19 protein-coding genes are annotated in these 17159 nt (G+C 71.0%); 11 read left to right on the top strand and 8 right to left on the bottom strand.

All coding sequences use genetic code 11. The annotated features are described in order from the left end of the window. Positions 1-121 precede the first annotated feature (121 nt). Both OB08_RS14840 and OB08_RS14835 read left to right on the top strand, forming a co-directional pair. A complete protein-coding gene (locus OB08_RS14840) occupies positions 122-346 on the top strand; it encodes a DUF3107 domain-containing protein (protein ID WP_461476046.1) in 225 nt (74 codons plus the stop codon). Between the two features lie 10 nt (positions 347-356). Then, positions 357-647: a hypothetical protein gene (locus OB08_RS14835; protein ID WP_461476044.1), complete on the top strand. Its 291-nt coding sequence runs from the start codon at positions 357-359 to the stop codon at positions 645-647. A gap of 25 nt (positions 648-672) precedes the next feature. Here the strand turns inward: OB08_RS14835 and OB08_RS14830 are convergent, their stop codons facing one another. Next, complete coding sequence (locus OB08_RS14830) at positions 673-1386, bottom strand: ferritin-like fold-containing protein (RefSeq protein ID WP_461476042.1); 714 nt, start codon at positions 1384-1386, stop codon at positions 673-675. A 225-nt stretch (positions 1387-1611) separates the two neighbouring features. Here OB08_RS14830 and OB08_RS14825 point away from each other — a divergent pair, with 225 nt between their 5' ends. Both OB08_RS14825 and OB08_RS14820 read left to right on the top strand, forming a co-directional pair. Next, on the top strand, positions 1612-3096 hold the full coding sequence (locus OB08_RS14825; RefSeq protein WP_461476040.1) for a DEAD/DEAH box helicase: 1485 nt from the start codon (positions 1612-1614) through the stop codon (positions 3094-3096). Positions 3097-3258: 162 nt separating this feature from the next. After that, complete coding sequence (locus tag OB08_RS14820; RefSeq protein ID WP_461476038.1) at positions 3259-3687, top strand: SHOCT domain-containing protein; 429 nt, start codon at positions 3259-3261, stop codon at positions 3685-3687. Positions 3688-3726: 39 nt separating this feature from the next. Here the strand turns inward: OB08_RS14820 and OB08_RS14815 are convergent, their stop codons facing one another. Beyond that, positions 3727-4590: a PHP domain-containing protein gene (locus OB08_RS14815; RefSeq protein WP_461476036.1), complete on the bottom strand. Its 864-nt coding sequence runs from the start codon at positions 4588-4590 to the stop codon at positions 3727-3729. Positions 4591-4664: 74 nt separating this feature from the next. On the opposite strand from OB08_RS14815, the gene OB08_RS14810 reads away from it, so the two are divergent. The 3 genes from OB08_RS14810 to OB08_RS14800 are packed head-to-tail and all read left to right on the top strand — an operon-like array spanning position 4665 to position 8957. Continuing rightward, positions 4665-5687, top strand: a complete 1023-nt coding sequence (locus tag OB08_RS14810; RefSeq protein ID WP_461476034.1) for an endonuclease/exonuclease/phosphatase family protein — start codon at positions 4665-4667, stop codon at positions 5685-5687. Between the two features lie 40 nt (positions 5688-5727). Next, positions 5728-7161 (top strand): aminopeptidase P family protein, encoded by a 1434-nt coding sequence (locus OB08_RS14805; RefSeq protein WP_461476032.1) that lies wholly within the window; start codon positions 5728-5730, stop codon positions 7159-7161. Further along, positions 7158-8957: a gamma-glutamyltransferase family protein gene (locus OB08_RS14800; RefSeq protein ID WP_461476030.1), complete on the top strand. Its 1800-nt coding sequence runs from the start codon at positions 7158-7160 to the stop codon at positions 8955-8957. The genes OB08_RS14805 and OB08_RS14800 overlap by 4 nt, the downstream gene beginning before the upstream one ends. A gap of 10 nt (positions 8958-8967) precedes the next feature. Here OB08_RS14800 and OB08_RS14795 read toward each other — a convergent pair whose 3' ends face one another. Then, positions 8968-9648, bottom strand: a complete 681-nt coding sequence (locus OB08_RS14795; protein ID WP_461476028.1) for an alpha/beta hydrolase family protein — start codon at positions 9646-9648, stop codon at positions 8968-8970. After that, positions 9645-10373: a YflT domain-containing protein gene (locus tag OB08_RS14790; RefSeq protein ID WP_461476027.1), complete on the bottom strand. Its 729-nt coding sequence runs from the start codon at positions 10371-10373 to the stop codon at positions 9645-9647. The genes OB08_RS14795 and OB08_RS14790 overlap by 4 nt, the downstream gene beginning before the upstream one ends. Before the next feature lie 40 nt (positions 10374-10413). Between OB08_RS14790 and OB08_RS14785 the strand changes: the two genes are divergently transcribed. Genes OB08_RS14785 through OB08_RS14775 form a run of 3 tightly spaced genes read left to right on the top strand, consistent with a single transcriptional unit; the run spans position 10414 to position 13381 of the window. Continuing rightward, positions 10414-11703, top strand: a complete 1290-nt coding sequence (locus tag OB08_RS14785) for a magnesium transporter MgtE N-terminal domain-containing protein (protein ID WP_461476025.1) — start codon at positions 10414-10416, stop codon at positions 11701-11703. After that, positions 11703-12233, top strand: coding sequence for a DUF1003 domain-containing protein (locus OB08_RS14780; protein ID WP_461476023.1), 531 nt, complete (start codon positions 11703-11705; stop codon positions 12231-12233). The genes OB08_RS14785 and OB08_RS14780 overlap by 1 nt, the downstream gene beginning before the upstream one ends. Continuing rightward, complete coding sequence (locus tag OB08_RS14775; protein ID WP_461476021.1) at positions 12230-13381, top strand: Mrp/NBP35 family ATP-binding protein; 1152 nt, start codon at positions 12230-12232, stop codon at positions 13379-13381. Before OB08_RS14780 ends, OB08_RS14775 begins: the two co-directional genes overlap by 4 nt. Positions 13382-13395: 14 nt before the next feature. On the opposite strand, the gene OB08_RS14770 is transcribed toward OB08_RS14775, so the two are convergent. After that, positions 13396-13788, bottom strand: coding sequence for a twin-arginine translocase TatA/TatE family subunit (locus OB08_RS14770; RefSeq protein WP_461476019.1), 393 nt, complete (start codon positions 13786-13788; stop codon positions 13396-13398). Positions 13789-13859: 71 nt separating this feature from the next. Between OB08_RS14770 and OB08_RS14765 the strand changes: the two genes are divergently transcribed. Further along, positions 13860-14495: an O-methyltransferase gene (locus OB08_RS14765; RefSeq protein ID WP_461476017.1), complete on the top strand. Its 636-nt coding sequence runs from the start codon at positions 13860-13862 to the stop codon at positions 14493-14495. Between the two features lie 61 nt (positions 14496-14556). Here OB08_RS14765 and OB08_RS14760 read toward each other — a convergent pair whose 3' ends face one another. The 3 genes from OB08_RS14760 to dapE all read right to left on the bottom strand — a co-directional run bounded on the left by OB08_RS14760 (position 14557) and on the right by dapE (position 17109). After that, a complete protein-coding gene (locus OB08_RS14760) occupies positions 14557-14730 on the bottom strand; it encodes a DUF3117 domain-containing protein (protein WP_127474371.1) in 174 nt (57 codons plus the stop codon). A 97-nt stretch (positions 14731-14827) separates the two neighbouring features. Beyond that, a complete protein-coding gene (locus OB08_RS14755; RefSeq protein ID WP_461476015.1) occupies positions 14828-16051 on the bottom strand; it encodes a hypothetical protein in 1224 nt (407 codons plus the stop codon). After that, positions 16033-17109 carry a succinyl-diaminopimelate desuccinylase gene (gene dapE, locus OB08_RS14750; protein WP_461476014.1) on the bottom strand — a complete coding sequence of 359 codons (1077 nt, stop codon included), beginning with the start codon at positions 17107-17109 and terminating at the stop codon, positions 16033-16035. Before dapE ends, OB08_RS14755 begins: the two co-directional genes overlap by 19 nt. Positions 17110-17159 lie beyond the last annotated feature (50 nt).

Raw genomic sequence — 17159 nt, 5'->3', positions numbered from 1 at the left:
GCACCGGCGACACCGCCGTTCGCCCAGAGCGAGCGTGACGCGGCCTGGGCGCGTCCGCCCGTGTCGTAGAGTTGCCATGCGCCCGGGAACCCGGCGCGCGCAGCGGGAGAGAGGCAGTCACGTGGAGATCCGCATCGGCATCGCGAACACCGGACGCGAGCTCAACTTCGAGACGAACGAGGCCGCGGCCGACGTGAAGAAGTCGGTCGCCACCGCGCTCGACGCCGGCGCCACGCACATCATGCTCGCCGACAACAAGGGGAACAACTACATCGTCCCCACGGCGAGCCTCGCCTACATCGAGCTCGGGACCGAGGAGTCCCGCCGCGTCGGCTTCGTCGCCTGACCTCCCGCCGATGCAGATCATCCTCGCGGTCATCGTCGGCGCGGTCATCGGCCTCGCGATCCACTTCCTCGTCGCGCACCGGTCGACCCGCGGCGTCGTCGTCGGGCCCGTCCTCGGCGCCCTCGCCGCGGCTCTCGCGTGGACGATCCTGACCTGGGCCGGCATCGGCACCGACAGCATCTGGCTCTGGCTGTCGATGTTCGTGGCGCCGCTCGTGGTCGTCTATCCGGTGCTCGTCGTGCTGGCGCGGGTGCGTGTCGAGCACGACGCGGCCGAGCGCGCCCGACTCAAGATCGGCTGAGCCGCCGGGCGTGAGGTGAGGTCGCTCAGGCGGCCAGGCCCATCGCATCCATGCGACGGGAATGCGCGGCCATGAGCTCGGTGAACACCGGCTCGACCTTGGCCTCGTCGGCGACCTTGAGGGTCGCCGGGCGGAGGGCGGCGCGGGCGATGAGCAGGGTGTCGCCCACGAGACGCCTCCCCCACAGCGCCAGCAGCGACTTCCACTCGGGATCGCTCGCGATCGTGCGCCCGATGATCTCGACGATCGCCTCGCGGTCGTCGTCGGCGCGGAGGATCCGCGCCACGCGTCGGCCGGTGTCGGCGTAGCTCGCCGACAGGGCGAGGTAGAAGTCGTCGAGCATGCCCGCGGTGATGTGCACCGACAGCATCGTCTCCTGCGGCCGCACTCCGTGCGTCTCGCGACGAAAGGCATCGAGAGGCTCGCGGAACGGCAGCATGAGGTCCGTCGGATCGTCGCCCCGCTCACGGATGAGCGCGACGAGCTCCTCGTGCTTCGTGAGCGCGGCGCCGGCGGCGCGCGACAGCGCCTCCTTGTCGGAGAGCTCCGGCGTCAGGGCGATCAGCTCGCTGAGAGTCTCGAAGTAGCCGAGCTGCAGGTAGGCGGCCTGTCCGAGGAAGGTGTCGATCTCGGGGGCGAGCTCCTCGAAGTCGACGCGCGTGGCGTCGCCGAGGTCGTCACGGGACCGGAGCTGCAGCTTGCGCCCGGTCTCCTGACGCTGCCAGAACCACTTGACCACGGGCTACAGCCTAGGCTCGCGGCGTGCCGGGCGCGGCATCCGCTCTCCGGAAATGCCGCGAGACAGCGTCCTCCGGTATCGTTGACGGCGTCCCGGCGTCGGATCGGGACTCCCGCGCCTGTGGCTGAGAGAGGGCGTGGATCGCACTTCCGCCCGCGCCGGGTCCCCAACGACCGCGCCAGGGCACGGACCAGGCAGCATCTCACTGCCGGACAGGCTCACATCGTGACGACCTTCGCCGAACTCGGCGTCGACCAGGACATCGTCGATGTCCTCGCAGGCAAGGGCATCGTCGATGCCTTCCCCATCCAGGAGCAGACCATCCCCCTCGGCCTCCCCGGCCAGGACATCATCGGTCAGGCCAAGACCGGAACCGGCAAGACCTTCGGCTTCGGCATCCCGGTCGTGCAGCGTCTCGGCGCGAACCCCGAGCCCGGCGTCAAGGCGCTCATCGTCGTACCCACCCGCGAACTCGCGGTGCAGGTCTACGAAGACATGGACATGCTCACGTCGGGTCGAGCGACGAGCGTCGTCGCCATCTACGGCGGCAAGGCCTACGAGGGACAGATCGACCAGCTCAAGGCCGGCGCCCAGATCGTGGTGGGCACCCCCGGTCGACTGATCGACCTCAACAACCAGCGCCTGCTCGACCTCTCGAAGGCGACCGAGGTCGTGCTCGACGAGGCCGACAAGATGCTCGACCTCGGCTTCCTCGCCGACATCGAGAAGATCTTCCAGAAGGTGCCGCCGGTCCGCCACACGCAGCTCTTCTCAGCGACCATGCCCGGTCCGATCGTGGCGCTCGCCCGCCGGTTCATGACGAACCCCATCCACATCCGCGCGACGGACCCCGACGAGGGCCTCACGCAGGCGAACATCCGCCACCTCGTGTACCGCGCGCACTCCCTCGACAAGGACGAGGTGATCGCCCGCATCCTGCAGGCCGACGGCCGCGGCAAGACCGTCATCTTCACGCGCACCAAGCGCGCCGCGCAGAAGCTCGTCGACGAACTCGGCGACCGCGGCTTCAACGCGGCGGCCGTCCACGGCGACATGAGCCAGGAAGCACGCGAGCGCTCGATGGCCGCGTTCAAGGCGGGCAAGCGCGACGTCCTCATCGCGACCGACGTCGCGGCCCGCGGCATCGACGTCGACGACGTCACGCACGTGATCAACCACACGATCCCCGACGACGAGAAGACGTACCTGCACCGCGCCGGCCGCACCGGTCGCGCCGGGAAGACCGGCATCGCCGTCACCTTCGTGGACTGGGACGACCTGCACAAGTGGGCGCTCATCAACCGCGCCCTCGAGTTCGGCCAGCCCGAGCCGGTCGAGACCTACTCGTCGAGCCCGCACCTGTACAGCGACCTCGACATCCCCGCCGGCACCAAGGGTCGCATCGCGACGGCCCCGCGCACGCAGACGGTGAAGACGCAGGAGCCCGCCGCACCGCGTGACGGCAGCTCGTCCCCCCGCACCCGGCGTCGTCGGCGCGGGGGCGAAGGCGAGGGAACCTCGCCGACAGGACGGCCGTCGGCGGATGCCGCTCCCGATGTGCCCGCCGACCACGGCTCGCGCGACGCGGCCGACGGCGCGGGCACGCATGACGGAAGCGGCAAGGAGCACCACGACGGCAACGCCGCTCCCCGTCGCCGTCGCCGCCGCCGCGGCGGTTCGCGCGGCGGGGCGCCCGTCGCCGGCGCCTGAGGCCGCTGAGCCGGAGACGGCGCAGAGGCACGCACGAAGAGAGCGACCCGACGCGCCGCGCCGACTCCGCAGAAATGCCGGATCGCGGTCGAGGCGAGGCGCTATCGTGAGCGCAGGCGGCGCATGCCGCGCCGCCACCTCGCATGCAGAAAGGCACACATCGTGCGATTCATCGACGCCGTCACGACCGGCTACGAATACCAGGGCTTCTGGGGCTCCCTCGGAGACATCATCTGGTGGTTCCTCTGGGTCTTCGTCTTCGTGGCGTACCTGTTTGCCCTGTTCGCCGTGATCGGCGACCTGTTCCGCGACCACGAGCTCAGCGGCTGGTGGAAGGCCGTCTGGATCATCTTCCTGATCTTCGTCCCCTTCCTCACACTGCTCGTCTACCTGATCGCGCGCGGCAACGGCATGGCCAAGCGCGGTGCGGCCGAGGCCCGTCAGGTGCAGCAGGCGCAGGACGCCTACATCAAGCAGGTCGCGGGCGGATCGAGCGCGACCGACGAGATCGCCAAGGCCAAGGCCCTCCTCGACTCCGGCACGATCACGCAGGCCGAGTTCGACGCGCTCAAGGCGAAGGCGCTCGGTTGAGGCATCCGCTCTCCGCAGCGTGAGCGCCCTCGTCCTCCCTCACGGGTAGACGGGGGCGCTCCCCGTTGCGCGGTCGATGATCCTGGCGACCATGGCGTCCGAGGTGGTGTGCTCCCCCGGCTGGTTGGGCTTGCCCAGTCCGTGGTAGTCGCTCGAGCCGGTGACGATGAGGTCGCGCTTCTCGCAGAGAGAACGAAGGGTGCGGATGCCCGACGCGAGGTTCTCCCGATGGCCCAGCTCGAACCCCGCGAGGCCGGCGTCCAGCATCCGCTCCAGCAGCGGCATCGCAAGCAGACCCGCGCGCCCGGCGGGGTGGGCGATGACGGGCACTCCCCCGGCGCCGGCGACGAGTCCGACCGCGGTGACGGGGTCGGGTGCGTAGAGCGCGACGTAGTAGTCGCCGCGAGGACTGAGGATGCTCGAGAACGCCTCAGCGCGGTCGCGGACGAGGCCGCGCGCGATCAGGGCGTCGGCGATGTGCGGGCGCCCGACGGTCGCCCCGTCGCTGGTCTGGGCGAGGATGTCGTCCCACCCCAGGTCGTAGTCGCGGGAGATCCGGTCGGCCATGAGCCGCGCCCGGTCGAGCCTCGAGGACCGGATGCGCTCGGTCATGGCGCGCAGCGCGGGATCATCGGGGTCGACGAGGTACGCCAGCACATGGACGCTGCGCCATTCGTGGCGGGCCGAGAGCTCCATCCCGGGCAGGAACGTCATGCCGAGAGACGACGCGGCCTCGGCGGCCTCGGCCCACCCGGATGTCGTGTCGTGGTCGGTCAGCGCCGCGGTGCGCAGGCCGTGCCGGTGCGCGGCGGCCATCACCTGGGCGGGCGACTCGGTGCCGTCGGAGTGCACGGAGTGGAGGTGCAGGTCGCTCGGCCCCTCGAAGCGCTGCGGTCCCGGCATCCTCCGAGATTACCGCGGCGACATGCGGCCACGCGCTGACCGATCTCCCAGCCTGCTCGCATAGAGTCGCCGTCGTGCTTCGCCTGTTCGGGATCCTCGTGACCGTGCTCTGCGCGATCACGGCGGCCGTCCTGACCTGGCCGGGCTTCTTCCGCGTGGAGCGCTTCTATCCCGTCGCCCAGATGGTGTCCTTCCGCGGCATCCTGGTGCTCGCGTTCGCCGTCGCCGCCGTGATCGCCCTCCTCCTCGCCGTCGTGCGCCCGATCCGCGCCCTCGCACTGTCACTGGCGGTCGTCGCCGGCGTGGCGGCCGTGGCAAACGGGGCGATCGTGGTCTCCCGCGGAGGCATGGGCACCGATTCCCTTCCCGCCAAGACGGACGCCGCGGTCCGCATCATGACGTGGAACACCGCCGGCCCGGCGACCCCACCCGACACGATCGCCAAGATCGCGGTCGCGATGGACGCCGACATCGTCGCGCTGCCCGAGACCACGATCGAGACCGGCGAGCAGGTCGCCATCGCGATGCGCGAGCTCGGCCACCGCATGTGGGCCCACCACGCCGAAGACCCGTCGACCGAGTGGGACGCGGGCTCGACGACGCTGCTGATCTCGCCCGACCTCGGCGACTACGCCGTGATCGAGTCGTCGATCGACGGCACGAGCAACACCTCGACGGTGCCGAGCGCGGTCGCCATGCCCACCAGCGGCGAAGGACCGATCGTCGTCGCCGCCCACGCAGTCGCCCCGCGCCCGAGCTACATGCAGGAATGGCGTGACGACCTGCAGTGGCTGGCGGACCAGTGCGGGGAAGCGAACGTCATCATGGCGGGCGACTTCAACGCGACGGTCGACCACATGAGCGGCCTCGGGGTCGACGGGCGCACGCTGGGACTGTGCGACGATGCCGCGATCGCCACCGGGAACGGGGCGATCGGCACATGGTCGGCGGGGATGCCGTCGATGCTCGGCGCCCCGATCGACCACGTCATGACGTCGACGCACTGGAGGGCGACCGGCTCGCTCGTGCTGCGGTCGATGGACGACTCGGGCTCCGACCACCGGCCGCTCATCGTGCAGCTGGAGCCTGTGGACTGACCCCTCGGTCGTGTCGCCCTCGCGTGACAGACTGGAGGGCATGAGCACCACAGGCGACAGCGACACGATCGCGCAGACCGACGCCGAGACCCCCGCCTCGACGAGCACGAACCGACGTCAGCCCTATGGCCAGGGCTTCCTCGACACGATCTCCGAGGGCTGGGCCGAGCGTCCGGAGACGGCTCCCCCGGCCCGCGATCAGGCCGCCTACACCGCTGCCCGCCGTGAGGCCGTGTCAGCCGCCTTCCCCGGCAAGCGCCTGGTGATCCCGGCCGGTGACCTCAAGCAGCGCAGCAACGACACCGACTACCCCTTCCGCGCGCACTCCGCCTTCTCGCACCTGACCGGCTGGGCCTCCGACGCCGAGCCCGGCTCGGTGCTCCTGTTCGAGCCGCGTGAGGGTGCGGCGGGCCACGACGTGACGCTGTACTTCCGCGAGCGGGCCGACCGCACGACCGCGGAGTTCTATTCGGATGCCTCGATCGGCGAGTTCTGGATCGGCCCGCGGCCCGCCCTCGCGGGCGTCGCCGCCGACCTGGGCCTCGCGACCGCGCACATCGACGAGTTCGAGGCGCGCGACGGCGAGCTCGTTCTCGATGAGGACGACGACCTGACCCGCTTCGTGTCCGAGCTCCGCCTCGTCAAGGACGAGTACGAGCTCGCCCAGATGCAGTTGGCGGTCGACGTCACCGCGCGCGGGTTCGACGACATCGTCGCGAACCTCCCGACGATCATCGCGCACCCGCGCGGCGAGAGGATCGTCGAGGGCGTGTTCCACCAGCGGGCGCGCAGCGACGGCAACGCCATCGGCTACGACACCATCGCCGCCTCCGGCCCCCACGCGTGCTACCTGCACTGGACCCGCAACGACGGCGCCGTCGTCCCCGGCGACCTGATCCTCATCGACGCCGGGGCCGAGGTCGACAGCCTCTACACGGCCGACATCACGCGCACCCTGCCGGTGAGCGGCACGTTCACCGACATCCAGCGACGCATCTACGAGACCGTGCGCGAGGCGGCCGACGCCGCGTTCGCCGCGGCCCAGCCCGGCGTGAAGTTCCGCTCGGTCCACGAGGCCGCCATGCGCGTCATCGCCACGCGCGTCGCCGAGTGGGGTCTGCTCCCGGTCACCGCCGAGGAGGCGCTCGACGCCGACAGGGGCGGCCACCACCGCCGTTACATGGTCCACGGCACGAGCCACCACCTCGGCATCGACGTGCACGACTGCGCGCAGGCTCGTCGCGATATGTACTACGACGGCCTCCTCGAGCCGGGCATGGTCTTCACGATCGAGCCCGGCCTGTACTTCCAGATCGACGACCTCACCGTCCCGGAGGAGTACCGCGGCATCGGCGTGCGCATCGAGGACGACATCGTCATGACGGCCGATGGACCCGTGAACCTGTCCGCGGGCATCCCCCGCACCGCCGACGAGGTCGAGGCCTGGATCGCACGGCTCTCCGCCCGAGCGTGACCTACACCCCGCCGTCCTCGTTCACGACGCGCCCGACGCTGTCGGGCACGTTCGGCATGTCTGCGTCGACGCACTGGCTGGCGACCGCGACCGCACAGTCGGTGCTCGAGCGCGGGGGCAACGCGTTCGACGCGGCGACGGCGGCGGCCTTCGTCCTGCACGTCGTCGAACCGCACCTGAACGGGCCGGGCGGCGACCTGGTCGGGATCTTCCAGACGGCGGATTCGGCCTCCCCGACGGTCCTCATGGGGCAGGGGCCTGCCCCTGCCGGGGCGACGATCGACCACTTCCGCGGTGAAGGCCTCGATCTCGTGCCGGGGTCCGGCGCACTCGCCGCCGCTGTGCCGGGCGCCGTCGACGCGTGGCTGCTGCTCCTGCGCGACCACGGGACGTGGGAGCTCGGCGATGTGCTGGCCTACGCCATCGGCTACGCCCGCGACGGGCATCCGCTCGTCGCGCAGGCCGCCGCCACGATCGCACGCGTGGCCGAGCTGTTCGCGCAGGACTGGACGAGTTCCCGCGACCTCTGGATGCCCGGGGGCGTGCCGCCGTCAGCCGGCGACGTGGCGCGCAATCCGGCCTACGCCCAGGTTCTCGACGACCTCGTGCATGCGTCGTGCACCGTGCGCGATGACGGACCGATCGGTCGTGCCGCTCGGATCGACGCCGCCCGCCACGAGTGGAAGACCGGGCGGGTCGCCCACGAGTCCACGGCGTTCCTGTCGCAGCCGCACCGGCACTCGACCGGCGGAGAGCATCGCGGTGTCCTCACCGTCGACGACTTCGCCGGGTTCGACGCGGGCTACGAGGCCGCGGTCACACGCGAATTCCGCGGTCGCACCATCGCGAAGGCCGGAGCATGGACCCAGGGCCCGGCGCTGCTGCAGACGCTCGCGCTGCTGGAGCCCTTCGACGACGACCTCCTCGATCCGTCGCAGGAGGCCGGGGCGCACACCATCCTCGAAGCGCAGAAGCTCGCCCTCGCCGACCGTGACGCATGGTTCGGCGACACCGAGGTCGACCTCGACGCCCTTCTCGCTCCCGACTACCTGGCGGCGAGGCGGGAGCTCATCGGCGGCGGCGCCTCGGCCGAGTTCCGACCCGGCGACCTGCCCGGGCGCACGACCTTCCGCCCTCCACTGCGCACCAGCCACGGCACGGCCTCCGTGTCCAGCGGAGAACCCACCGTCGCCCGCAACGGCGAGACGCGCGGCGACACCTGCCACCTCGACGTCGTCGATCGGTGGGGCAACATCGTCTCGGCGACGCCGTCCGGTGGTTGGCTCCAGTCGTCGCCGACCGTCCCTTCGCTCGGCTTCTGCCTCGGCACGCGGCTGCAGATGACATGGCTCGAGCCGGGGCATCCGTCCTCGCTCGTTCCCGGTACGCGCCCGCGCACGACCCTCACGCCCACGCTCGTGCTCAGCGGAGGCGCGCCCGAGTTCGCCCTCGGCTCACCAGGCGGCGACCAGCAGGATCAGTGGCAGCTGCTCGTCCTGCTGCGGATGATCGTCGGCGGCTACTCGCCGCAGGAGGCGATCGACGCCCCGGCCCTTCACACGACCGCCATGCCCGAATCCTTCTGGCCGCGCACGTGGACACCGGCCGGAGCGGTGGTCGAGGCGCGCCTCGGCGAGGATGTCATCGCCGGACTCGAGCGGCGCGGGCATGCCGTGACGCGTGCGGGCGACTGGGCGCTGGGCAGGGTGTCGGCCGTGGGACAGGATGCCTCCACCGGCGTGCTGTGGGCGGCCGCGAATCCGCGCGGAATGCAGGGCTACGCGGCGGGTCGCTGAGCGCCGGGGATCACGCCCGCCGGCGCATCCACTGTGCCACCAGCGGCGCGAGCTCCGCCCCGATCTCGTCGGCCGGTCGCTTGCGTCCCTTGATCTCGAATGAATGCCCGCCGCCGTCCACCCAGAGGATCTCGGCGTCCTGACACGACGCGACGGCGGCCTCGAGCTGCTCGACGGGCTGGATGAACGGATCGTTCGAGCCCTCCACGAACAGCTGCGGCGGGACGACGTCGGGCAGGTGCGCGGTCCGCGCCTTCTCGGGGTCGCCCGGCGGGTGGAGCGGGTAGCCGAGGTACACCAGCCCGCGTGGCGCGATGCGGCCCTCGGCGGCGGCCATCGAGCCCATGCGTCCTCCGTACGACTTGCCCGACGCCAAGAACGGCAGGGCCGGCGCCGCCGCCGCTGCGTGCGCCTCGATCGCCGCCCACGTCGCGATCGAATGCGCGGCAGGCCCCGGCATCCGTCGCCCCGCCTCGATGTACGGGAAGTTGAATCTCAGCGTCGCGACGCCGCTCTCGTGGAGCGCCTCGACGAATCCCGAGAGGAACGGATGCCGGTAGCCGGCGCCCGCGCCGTGGGCGACGGCCAGCAGCGCCCACGCATCCGCCGGGATGCCGAGGGCGGCCGAGACCTCGACGGTGGCCTGGGGAAGCTCGACCGCGACGCGCAGATCGGCCTCCGGCGTGCTCATCGGCGCTCGGCGCCGCCGTCGCGGCTCGCGGGGGCGTGCGAGCCGGCGGCAGATCCGTCGGCTTCCTCGTCCGGCGACGGCCCGTCGTCGACGGCCGCGGGCTCCGGTGCGACCGCCGGATCCGATGCAGGGGCCGGGTCGGCGGAGAGGTCCGCGGCGTCGTCGCCGGGCGGGACGACCCGCTCGCCGTACTTCGGCGGCTCGGCCGGGTCGTCGCGAGGGGCGGCGGGCGGCGGCGCCGGCTGCTCGGCCGGAGCGTGCGGCCCGAGCACCTGTCGCGCGCGCTGGATGCTCGAGGCGGCGACCGTCACCTCGTAGTGGTCGGCGACCACCTGCATGACCGAGGCGTAGTCGCGGCGACGCCGCACGAGCGAGTAGGTGATGATGCTGAGCAGCATGCCGATCGCGATGCCGACGAACAGCACCCCGACGAAGGCCTGGATCGGCACCGAGGGCGATCCGATCACGAGGATGGCCGAGAACAGCAGGCCGAGCAGCACGCCGTTGATGGCGCCCGAGCGGGCGGCCGATGCGTAGCCGAGTCGCCCCGTCACGCGCTCGATCGAGCGGAGTCCCTGACCCACGATCGCGATGTCGCGGGCCGGCACCTCGGCGGCGATGAGCGAGGAGACGGCCTTCTGCGCGGCGTCGTACGTCGGGAAGCTCGCGACCGTCTGACCGACCTCGTCGGATCCTTGCGGGAACCTGCCTCCGATCATGCTCATCTCCCCATCCTCCCACGGGGTCCGGGCTACGCTGGAACGCGTGAGCACGCAGAGGGTATTCGTGGCGCGCCTGTCCGGGTGCTCCGTCTTCGACCCCGCGGGCGACCGGCTCGGCAAGGTCCGGGACGTCGTCGTCATCTATCGCAAAGACGATCCGCCGCGCGTGATCGGTCTCGTGGTCGAGATCCCCGGTCGTCGACACGTGTTCGTCTCGATCGGGCGTGTGACGTCCATCGCGACGGGCCAGGTCATCACGACGGGCCTCATCAACGTGCGGCGCTTCCAGCAGCGCGGCGGCGAGGTGCGCGTCATGGCCGAGCTGCTCGGCCGAAAGGTGTACCTGAACGACGGCACGGGAACCGCCGTCATCGAGGACGTCGCGATCGAGCGCAACCGCCTCGGCGAATGGGACATCGGCCAGCTGTTCCTGCGGCGGCCGCGCACCAGCGGCTCGCCCTTCGCGAAGGGCCCCACGACGTTCGCGGCCTGGCAGGACGTGCGCGAGCAGCAGAACCCGGGTGAGGCGCAGTCCGCCGAGCAGCTGGTGGCGACGTACTCCGACCTCAAGCCGGCCGACCTCGCGAACACGCTGCTCGACCTTCCCGAGGATCGTCTGATCGAGGTCGCCGAGGAGCTCCCCGACGATCGCCTCGCGGATGCGCTCGAAGAGATGCCCGAAGAGGAGCAGGTCCACATCCTCGAGGCGCTCGGCGACGAGCGCGCCGCCGACATCCTCGACGCGATGGAGCCGGACGACGCCGCCGACCTCCTCGGGCAGCTTCCCGAAGAGCGCTCCGAGGAGCTGCTGGACCTCATGGAGCCCGAAGAGGCCGAGGACGTCCGGGCGCTCCTGCAATACGGCCCCGACACGGCGGGCGGTCTCATGACCAGCGAGCCCATCGTCCTCTCCGCCGACGCGACCGTCGCCGAGGCTCTGGCGCTCATCCGCCGGCACGAGCTGCACCCCGCGCTGGCCGCCGCGGTGTTCGTCACGCTGCCTCCCTACGAGACGCCGACCGGGCGGCTGCTGGGGACGGTCCACTTCCAGCGGATGCTGCGGTACCCGCCGCATGAGCGGCTGGGCGCCATCATCGACGACACCCTCGACCCGATGCCCGCCTCCGCCTCGGCCGCCGAGGTCGCGCGCCTGCTCGCGAGCTACAACCTCGTGTCCGTACCGGTGATCGATCAGGCCCACCGCCTCGTCGGCGCCGTGAGCATCGACGACGTGCTCGACTACCTGCTGCCCGACGACTGGCGCTCGCACGGCGAGGCGAAGCCCGCGCTCGCGGTGTCGACGTCGACCTCGACGATCCCGAGGCGCGCCTGATGGCCCGCCGGCAGACGCGCCAGGTGGCGCTGGACGCACCGCGGGGTCGCTCGGGCATGCTGCAGCGCACGCCTCAGCCGTCCCGCGACCGCTTCGGGAGGTTCTCCGAGGCGTTCGCGCGAGGCATGGGCACTTCGGGCTTCCTCATCGGCATGACGGTCTTCGTCGTGCTGTGGCTGGCCTGGAACACCTTCGCGCCACGGGATCTGCAGTTCGATCCGCGCGAGTACAACTACACGCTGCTCACGCTGATCCTGTCGCTGCAGGCGTCGTACGCCGCCCCGCTCATCCTGCTCGCGCAGAACCGTCAGGACGACCGCGACCGCGTGCAGATCGAGCAGGACCGCCAGCGCGCCGAGCGCAACCTCGCCGACACCGAGTACCTCGCCCGTGAGGTCGTCGCGCTTCGCATGGCCGTCACCGACTTCTCCGACGAGGTCGTCACACGCGAGGTGCTGCGGGCCGAGCTGCGCACGCTGCTTGACAAGCTCGAGCTCCGCGGCGACACCGAGGACGGCACCGCGAAATGACGTCGCCGACTGCGGACGACGTCCGCCGGGCGGTCGGCGCCGTGCTCGACCCCGAGCTGCGGCGCCCGATCGGCGAACTGGACATGGTGCGGCAGATCGCCGTCGCGGGCGGGCGCGCCGACGTGGGGATCGTCCTCACGATCGTCGGCTGTCCGGCGGCGGACCGCATCACGTCCGATGTGCGGGCGGCCGCGGCATCCGTCCCGGGAGTGACGGACGTGGCCGTGGATGTGGGCGTCATGTCTCCGCAGGAGCGGCAGTCCCTCACCGAGCGGCTGCGCGGCGGACGCACTCGCGAGATGCCGTTCGGACCCGGCACGCTGACGCGAGTGATCGCCGTCACGAGCGGCAAAGGAGGCGTCGGGAAGTCGACGGTCACAGCGAACCTCGCCGCCTCGCTGGCGGCGCGCGGGTTCGCGGTCGGGCTCGTCGACGCCGACGTGCACGGCTTCTCGATCCCGGGTCAGCTCGGGCTCGTCGGCGCGGACGGATCGCCGCCGCAGCCGACGCGGATCGACGACCTCATGCTGCCGCCGGTGGCGCACGGCGTGAAGGTCATCTCGATCGGGATGTTCCTTCGCCGTGGCCACGGCGAAGGACCTCTCGGAGCCGTCGCCTGGCGCGGGCCCATGCTCCACCGCACCGTCCAGCAGTTCCTCACCGATGTGTACTTCGGCGATCTGGACGTGCTGCTGCTGGACATGCCGCCCGGGACGGGCGACGTCGCGATCTCGGTCGGCCAGCTCCTGCCGAACGCGGACGTGCTCGTCGTCACGACGCCGCAGACAGCAGCGTCCGACGTCGCGGTGCGCAGCGGCCTCGTCGCGCGACAGACCGGCCAGCGCGTCATAGGCGTGGTCGAGAACATGGCGGCGATGACGCTGCCCGACGGCACGTCCCTCGACCTGTTCGGCTCCGGTGGCGGGCAGGCGGTCGCCGACGCGCTGAGCGTCGAGGGGGCGCGGGTGCCGCTGCTGGCCTCGGTTCCGCTGAGCCCGACACTGCGAAGCGCCGCGGATGCCGGTACCCCGGCCGTGCTGTCGCACCCCGACGATCCCGCCTCGAAGGCGATCTCGAGCGTTGCCGCTGCCATCGCGGCGGAACCGCGCGGCCTTGCGGGGCGCTCGCTGCCCCTGCGACTCGGCTGATCCCTCGCCCGGGCTCAGGTGGCCTCGGAGTCGAACGGCGTCGGGCCGTCCTCGGGGCCGCGGAACGGCGAACGCACGGGGGGCGGCGGCGGGGTTCCGGTCGACGCGACGGCCGCTCCCGCCTGCGCGGCCCGCACCGTGGGCACCGGCGCGTCGTCGAGGAGGGCCTCGCGGATGATCCGGCGCGGGTCGTACTGCCGCGGATCGAGAGTCCGCCAGTCGACGTCGTCGAAGTCCTCGCCCATCTCGTCCCGCACGCGCGTGCGCGCCGACGAGATCCAGTCACGGGCACGGCGGGTGAAGCTGCCGAGGGACTCGGCGTATCGCGGGAGGCGCTCGGGGCCGACGATGAGCGCCGCGACCAACCCGATCAACAGCAGTTTCTCGATCGTGAGGCCGAAGAACATGAGATCAGGTTACCGCCGCGCCTGACCGATGAGCGCACACTCGCCCCGTAGGCTTTCCCGCGGAGGATCCCGTGGGAGAGCAGAACGCCAATCAGCGGTTCGCCGCCGAGGCGACCGTCGAGCCGGAGCACATCGCGAGGGCGCGCGCGCACGCGCTCGAGCTCGGTGCGGCGCCGGTCAGCCCGCCGGTCGGCGCGCAATGCGCGCTCATCGCCGCGGCATCCCAGGCCCTCAACATCGTCGAGATCGGAACCGGCGCCGGCGTTTCCGGTCTCTGGCTCCTGCGCGGATCCCCGCGCGCCACGCTCACGACCATCGACAAGGAGCCGGAGCACCTCGGCGCCGCACGGCAGGCGTTCGCCGAGGCGAAGATCCCGCCCGCCCGCGCACGCTTCATCACCGGCCGGGCGGCTGACGTGCTGCCGCGCATGAACGAGGCGTCCTATGACATCGTCCTCGTCGACGCCGACCCGGACGGTGTCATCGAGTACGTCGAGCATGGTCTGCGACTCGTCCGCGCCGGCGGAACCGTGCTCGTGCCGCGGGTGATGGCCGGCGGCGCGGTGGCCGATCCGGTGCGCCGCGACCCCGTGACGACGGCCTACCGCTCACTCATCCAGGAGACGCAGGCGTCGCCGGCGGTGATCGGCGCCCTCTCGATCGTGGGCGAGGGTCTCCTGCAGCTCACGACCGTCCCCTCCGACTGAACGCGTCGCCCGTGAACGCGAGAACGGCCGGTCCGAGGACCGGCCGTTCTGCGGAATTCGATCAGGCGGGGCTGACGACGCCGCCCAGGACGTCGTAGAGCTCCTTGGCCTCAGCGTCGTTGACGGAGACGACGAGACGACCGCCACCCTCGAGCGGCACGCGCACGATGATCAGGCGACCCTCCTTCACGGCCTCCATCGGCCCGTCTCCGGTTCTCGGCTTCATGGCTGCCATTGCGGCTCCTTTACATCGATGGTCTGCACCCACAAGTTTATCGTGAGGCTGGGACGCCTGGGCGACACTTGGGGACACCCAGTCTCAAACGGTCACGTCACGGGATCTGCCAGATCGCATTCCCCAGCCCGTACATGTTGTAGATCCACCACCACTGCCCCAGCAGGCAGGCGCCCAGCACGCCCACCCGCCACGCCGTGGAGCGCGGAACGGCGAAGGCGCCCCACAGCGGGGACAGCGGCACGAGGAGGCGGAAGATGCTCGACTGCGGGAAGAACACGAGAAGAAGGTAGACGAGGTAGCTCGCGCTCCACAGCCGGATCTCCATCCCGAGCCGCTTGACCGGCGGCACGAAGAGGAGTGCGGCGGCGACGCCGGCGACGGATGCCGCGAGCACGATGTAGCCCAGTTCGGCCGGCAGGCCCCACACGGCGCCGAACCAGAAGGTGCTCGCGCTGAGGAACCCCTCGAGCGGGAAGAACTCCGCCTCGCCGGGAATCCAGTTGCGCCGCCACGCCAGCTCGGTCGCGAGGTACGCGCCGCTGTCACCCGTGACCCAGCCGGCGAGGAGCTGCCACGAGAACCCGACGGCGACTGCCAGCAGTCCGAGGACCACGATGTGCACGATCTCCGGCACGCGCAGCTCTTCGCGCCGTCGCGAGAACCACCGCCAGATACCGAACAGTGCCAGGAAGAGCGCGAACGCCAGCACTCCGGGCCGCGTGTAACCCATCAGCGGGATGAGCACGTACAGCCACACGTACCGCCTGCGCACGACGCACCACAGCGCGAGGAACAGCCACAGCAGATTGAGCGTCTCGGCGTAGCCGACCTGGAAGAGCGCCGCCAGCGGACCCGACGCGAAGAAGACGACCGCCCACATCGCCGCGGTGTCGTCGATCTTCGCACGCAGAAGGTGGAAGAGGACGACGGATGCCGCGTACCCCGCGACCAGCGACACGAGGAACGCCCCGACGACCCACTGCCCGAACGGCATCCCCACGAACTTCGCCAGGAATGCGTACACGGGCATGAAGGCCCACGCGTTCTCAGCGACGGCGCCCGCGTCCGTGAGCGGCAGTTCCGATGGATAGCCGACCTCGGCCACGATCCAGTACCAGCGGGAGTCCCAGCCGAGGACGAGATCCCCCAGGCCCGGCTCGGGGCCGAAACGGGATTCGAAGCCTGACAGGTTCGCCGCGAGAAGAAGGAACGCGGTCGTGACGACACGAGCGACGAGGTAGATCACCGCAATGCGCAGCGCCACCGCCCCGGCGCCCGCCCTCTCCCGAACGGGGGTAATCAGCTGCTGGTCAGCCACGCGCGCAGACCACGCTCCACTGCTTCGATCTGCGCGATCGGCACTCGTTCCTCGTCGTGGTGGGCGAGGTGAGGATCGCCAGGCCCGTAGTTGACGGCGGGCACTCCGAGCGCGCTGAAGCGGGCGACATCGGTCCAGCCGTACTTCGGCCGCGGCTCGGCGCCGACGGCGGCGACGAACTCCTGCGCCAGCGGGGCATCGAGACCGGGGCGGGCGCCGACGGCGAGGTCGACGACGTCGACGTCGAAGCCCGAGAAGACGTCGCGCACGTGCTGCTCCGCCTCGGCGGCGTCGCGACTCGGCGCGAAGCGATAATTGACCTCGATCTCGCAGAGGTCGGGGATCACGTTGCCCGCCACGCCGCCGCCGATGCGCACGGCGTTGAGCCCCTCGCGATAGACGAGGCCCTCGACGGCGATGTCGCGCGGGCGGTACTCGGCGAGACGTGTGAGAACAGGCGCCGCCTTGTGGATGGCGTTCTCGCCGATCCAGGCGCGGGCGCTGTGGGACCGGACGCCGTGGGTGCGCACGATCGCGCGCAGGTTGCCGTTGCAACCGCCCTCTACCTCGCCGTTGGACGGCTCGCCGAGAATCGCGAAGTCCGCCTGGAACAGATCGGGGCGTGTGCGGGCGAGCCGCGTGAGGCCGTTCAGGTCGGCGTCGACCTCTTCGTGGTCGTACCACATCCAGGTGATGTCCACGCGGGGGGCCACGAGTTCGGCGGCCAGCTTGAGCTGTACCGCGACCCCCGCCTTCATGTCGACGGTGCCACGTCCCCAGATGTACTGCTCGCCCTCGAGGTCGAGATCGCGCGTCGGCACGTTCGCGTTGATCGGCACGGTGTCGATGTGCCCGGCGATCGCGACACGCTGCGCCCGCCCCTGGGACGTGCGCGCGACGATGGTGTCGCCATCGCGGAACACGTCAAGATGCGGGAGCGCCGAGACGGCCTCGTGGATCAGATCGGCCAGCACCTTCTCGTCGCCCGAGACGCTCGGGATGTCGCAGATGGTGCGGGTGAGGTCGGCAGAGGTCGCGGTGAGATCAAGTGCCGGCATCCCTCGAGTCTACCGGCGTGCGATCCTTCCGCTGTGGGGTTGTTAACGCG

It is taken from the genome of Microbacterium sp. HJ5 (assembly GCF_054824025.1).
This window is presented reverse-complemented; position numbering and strand designations above follow the sequence as displayed.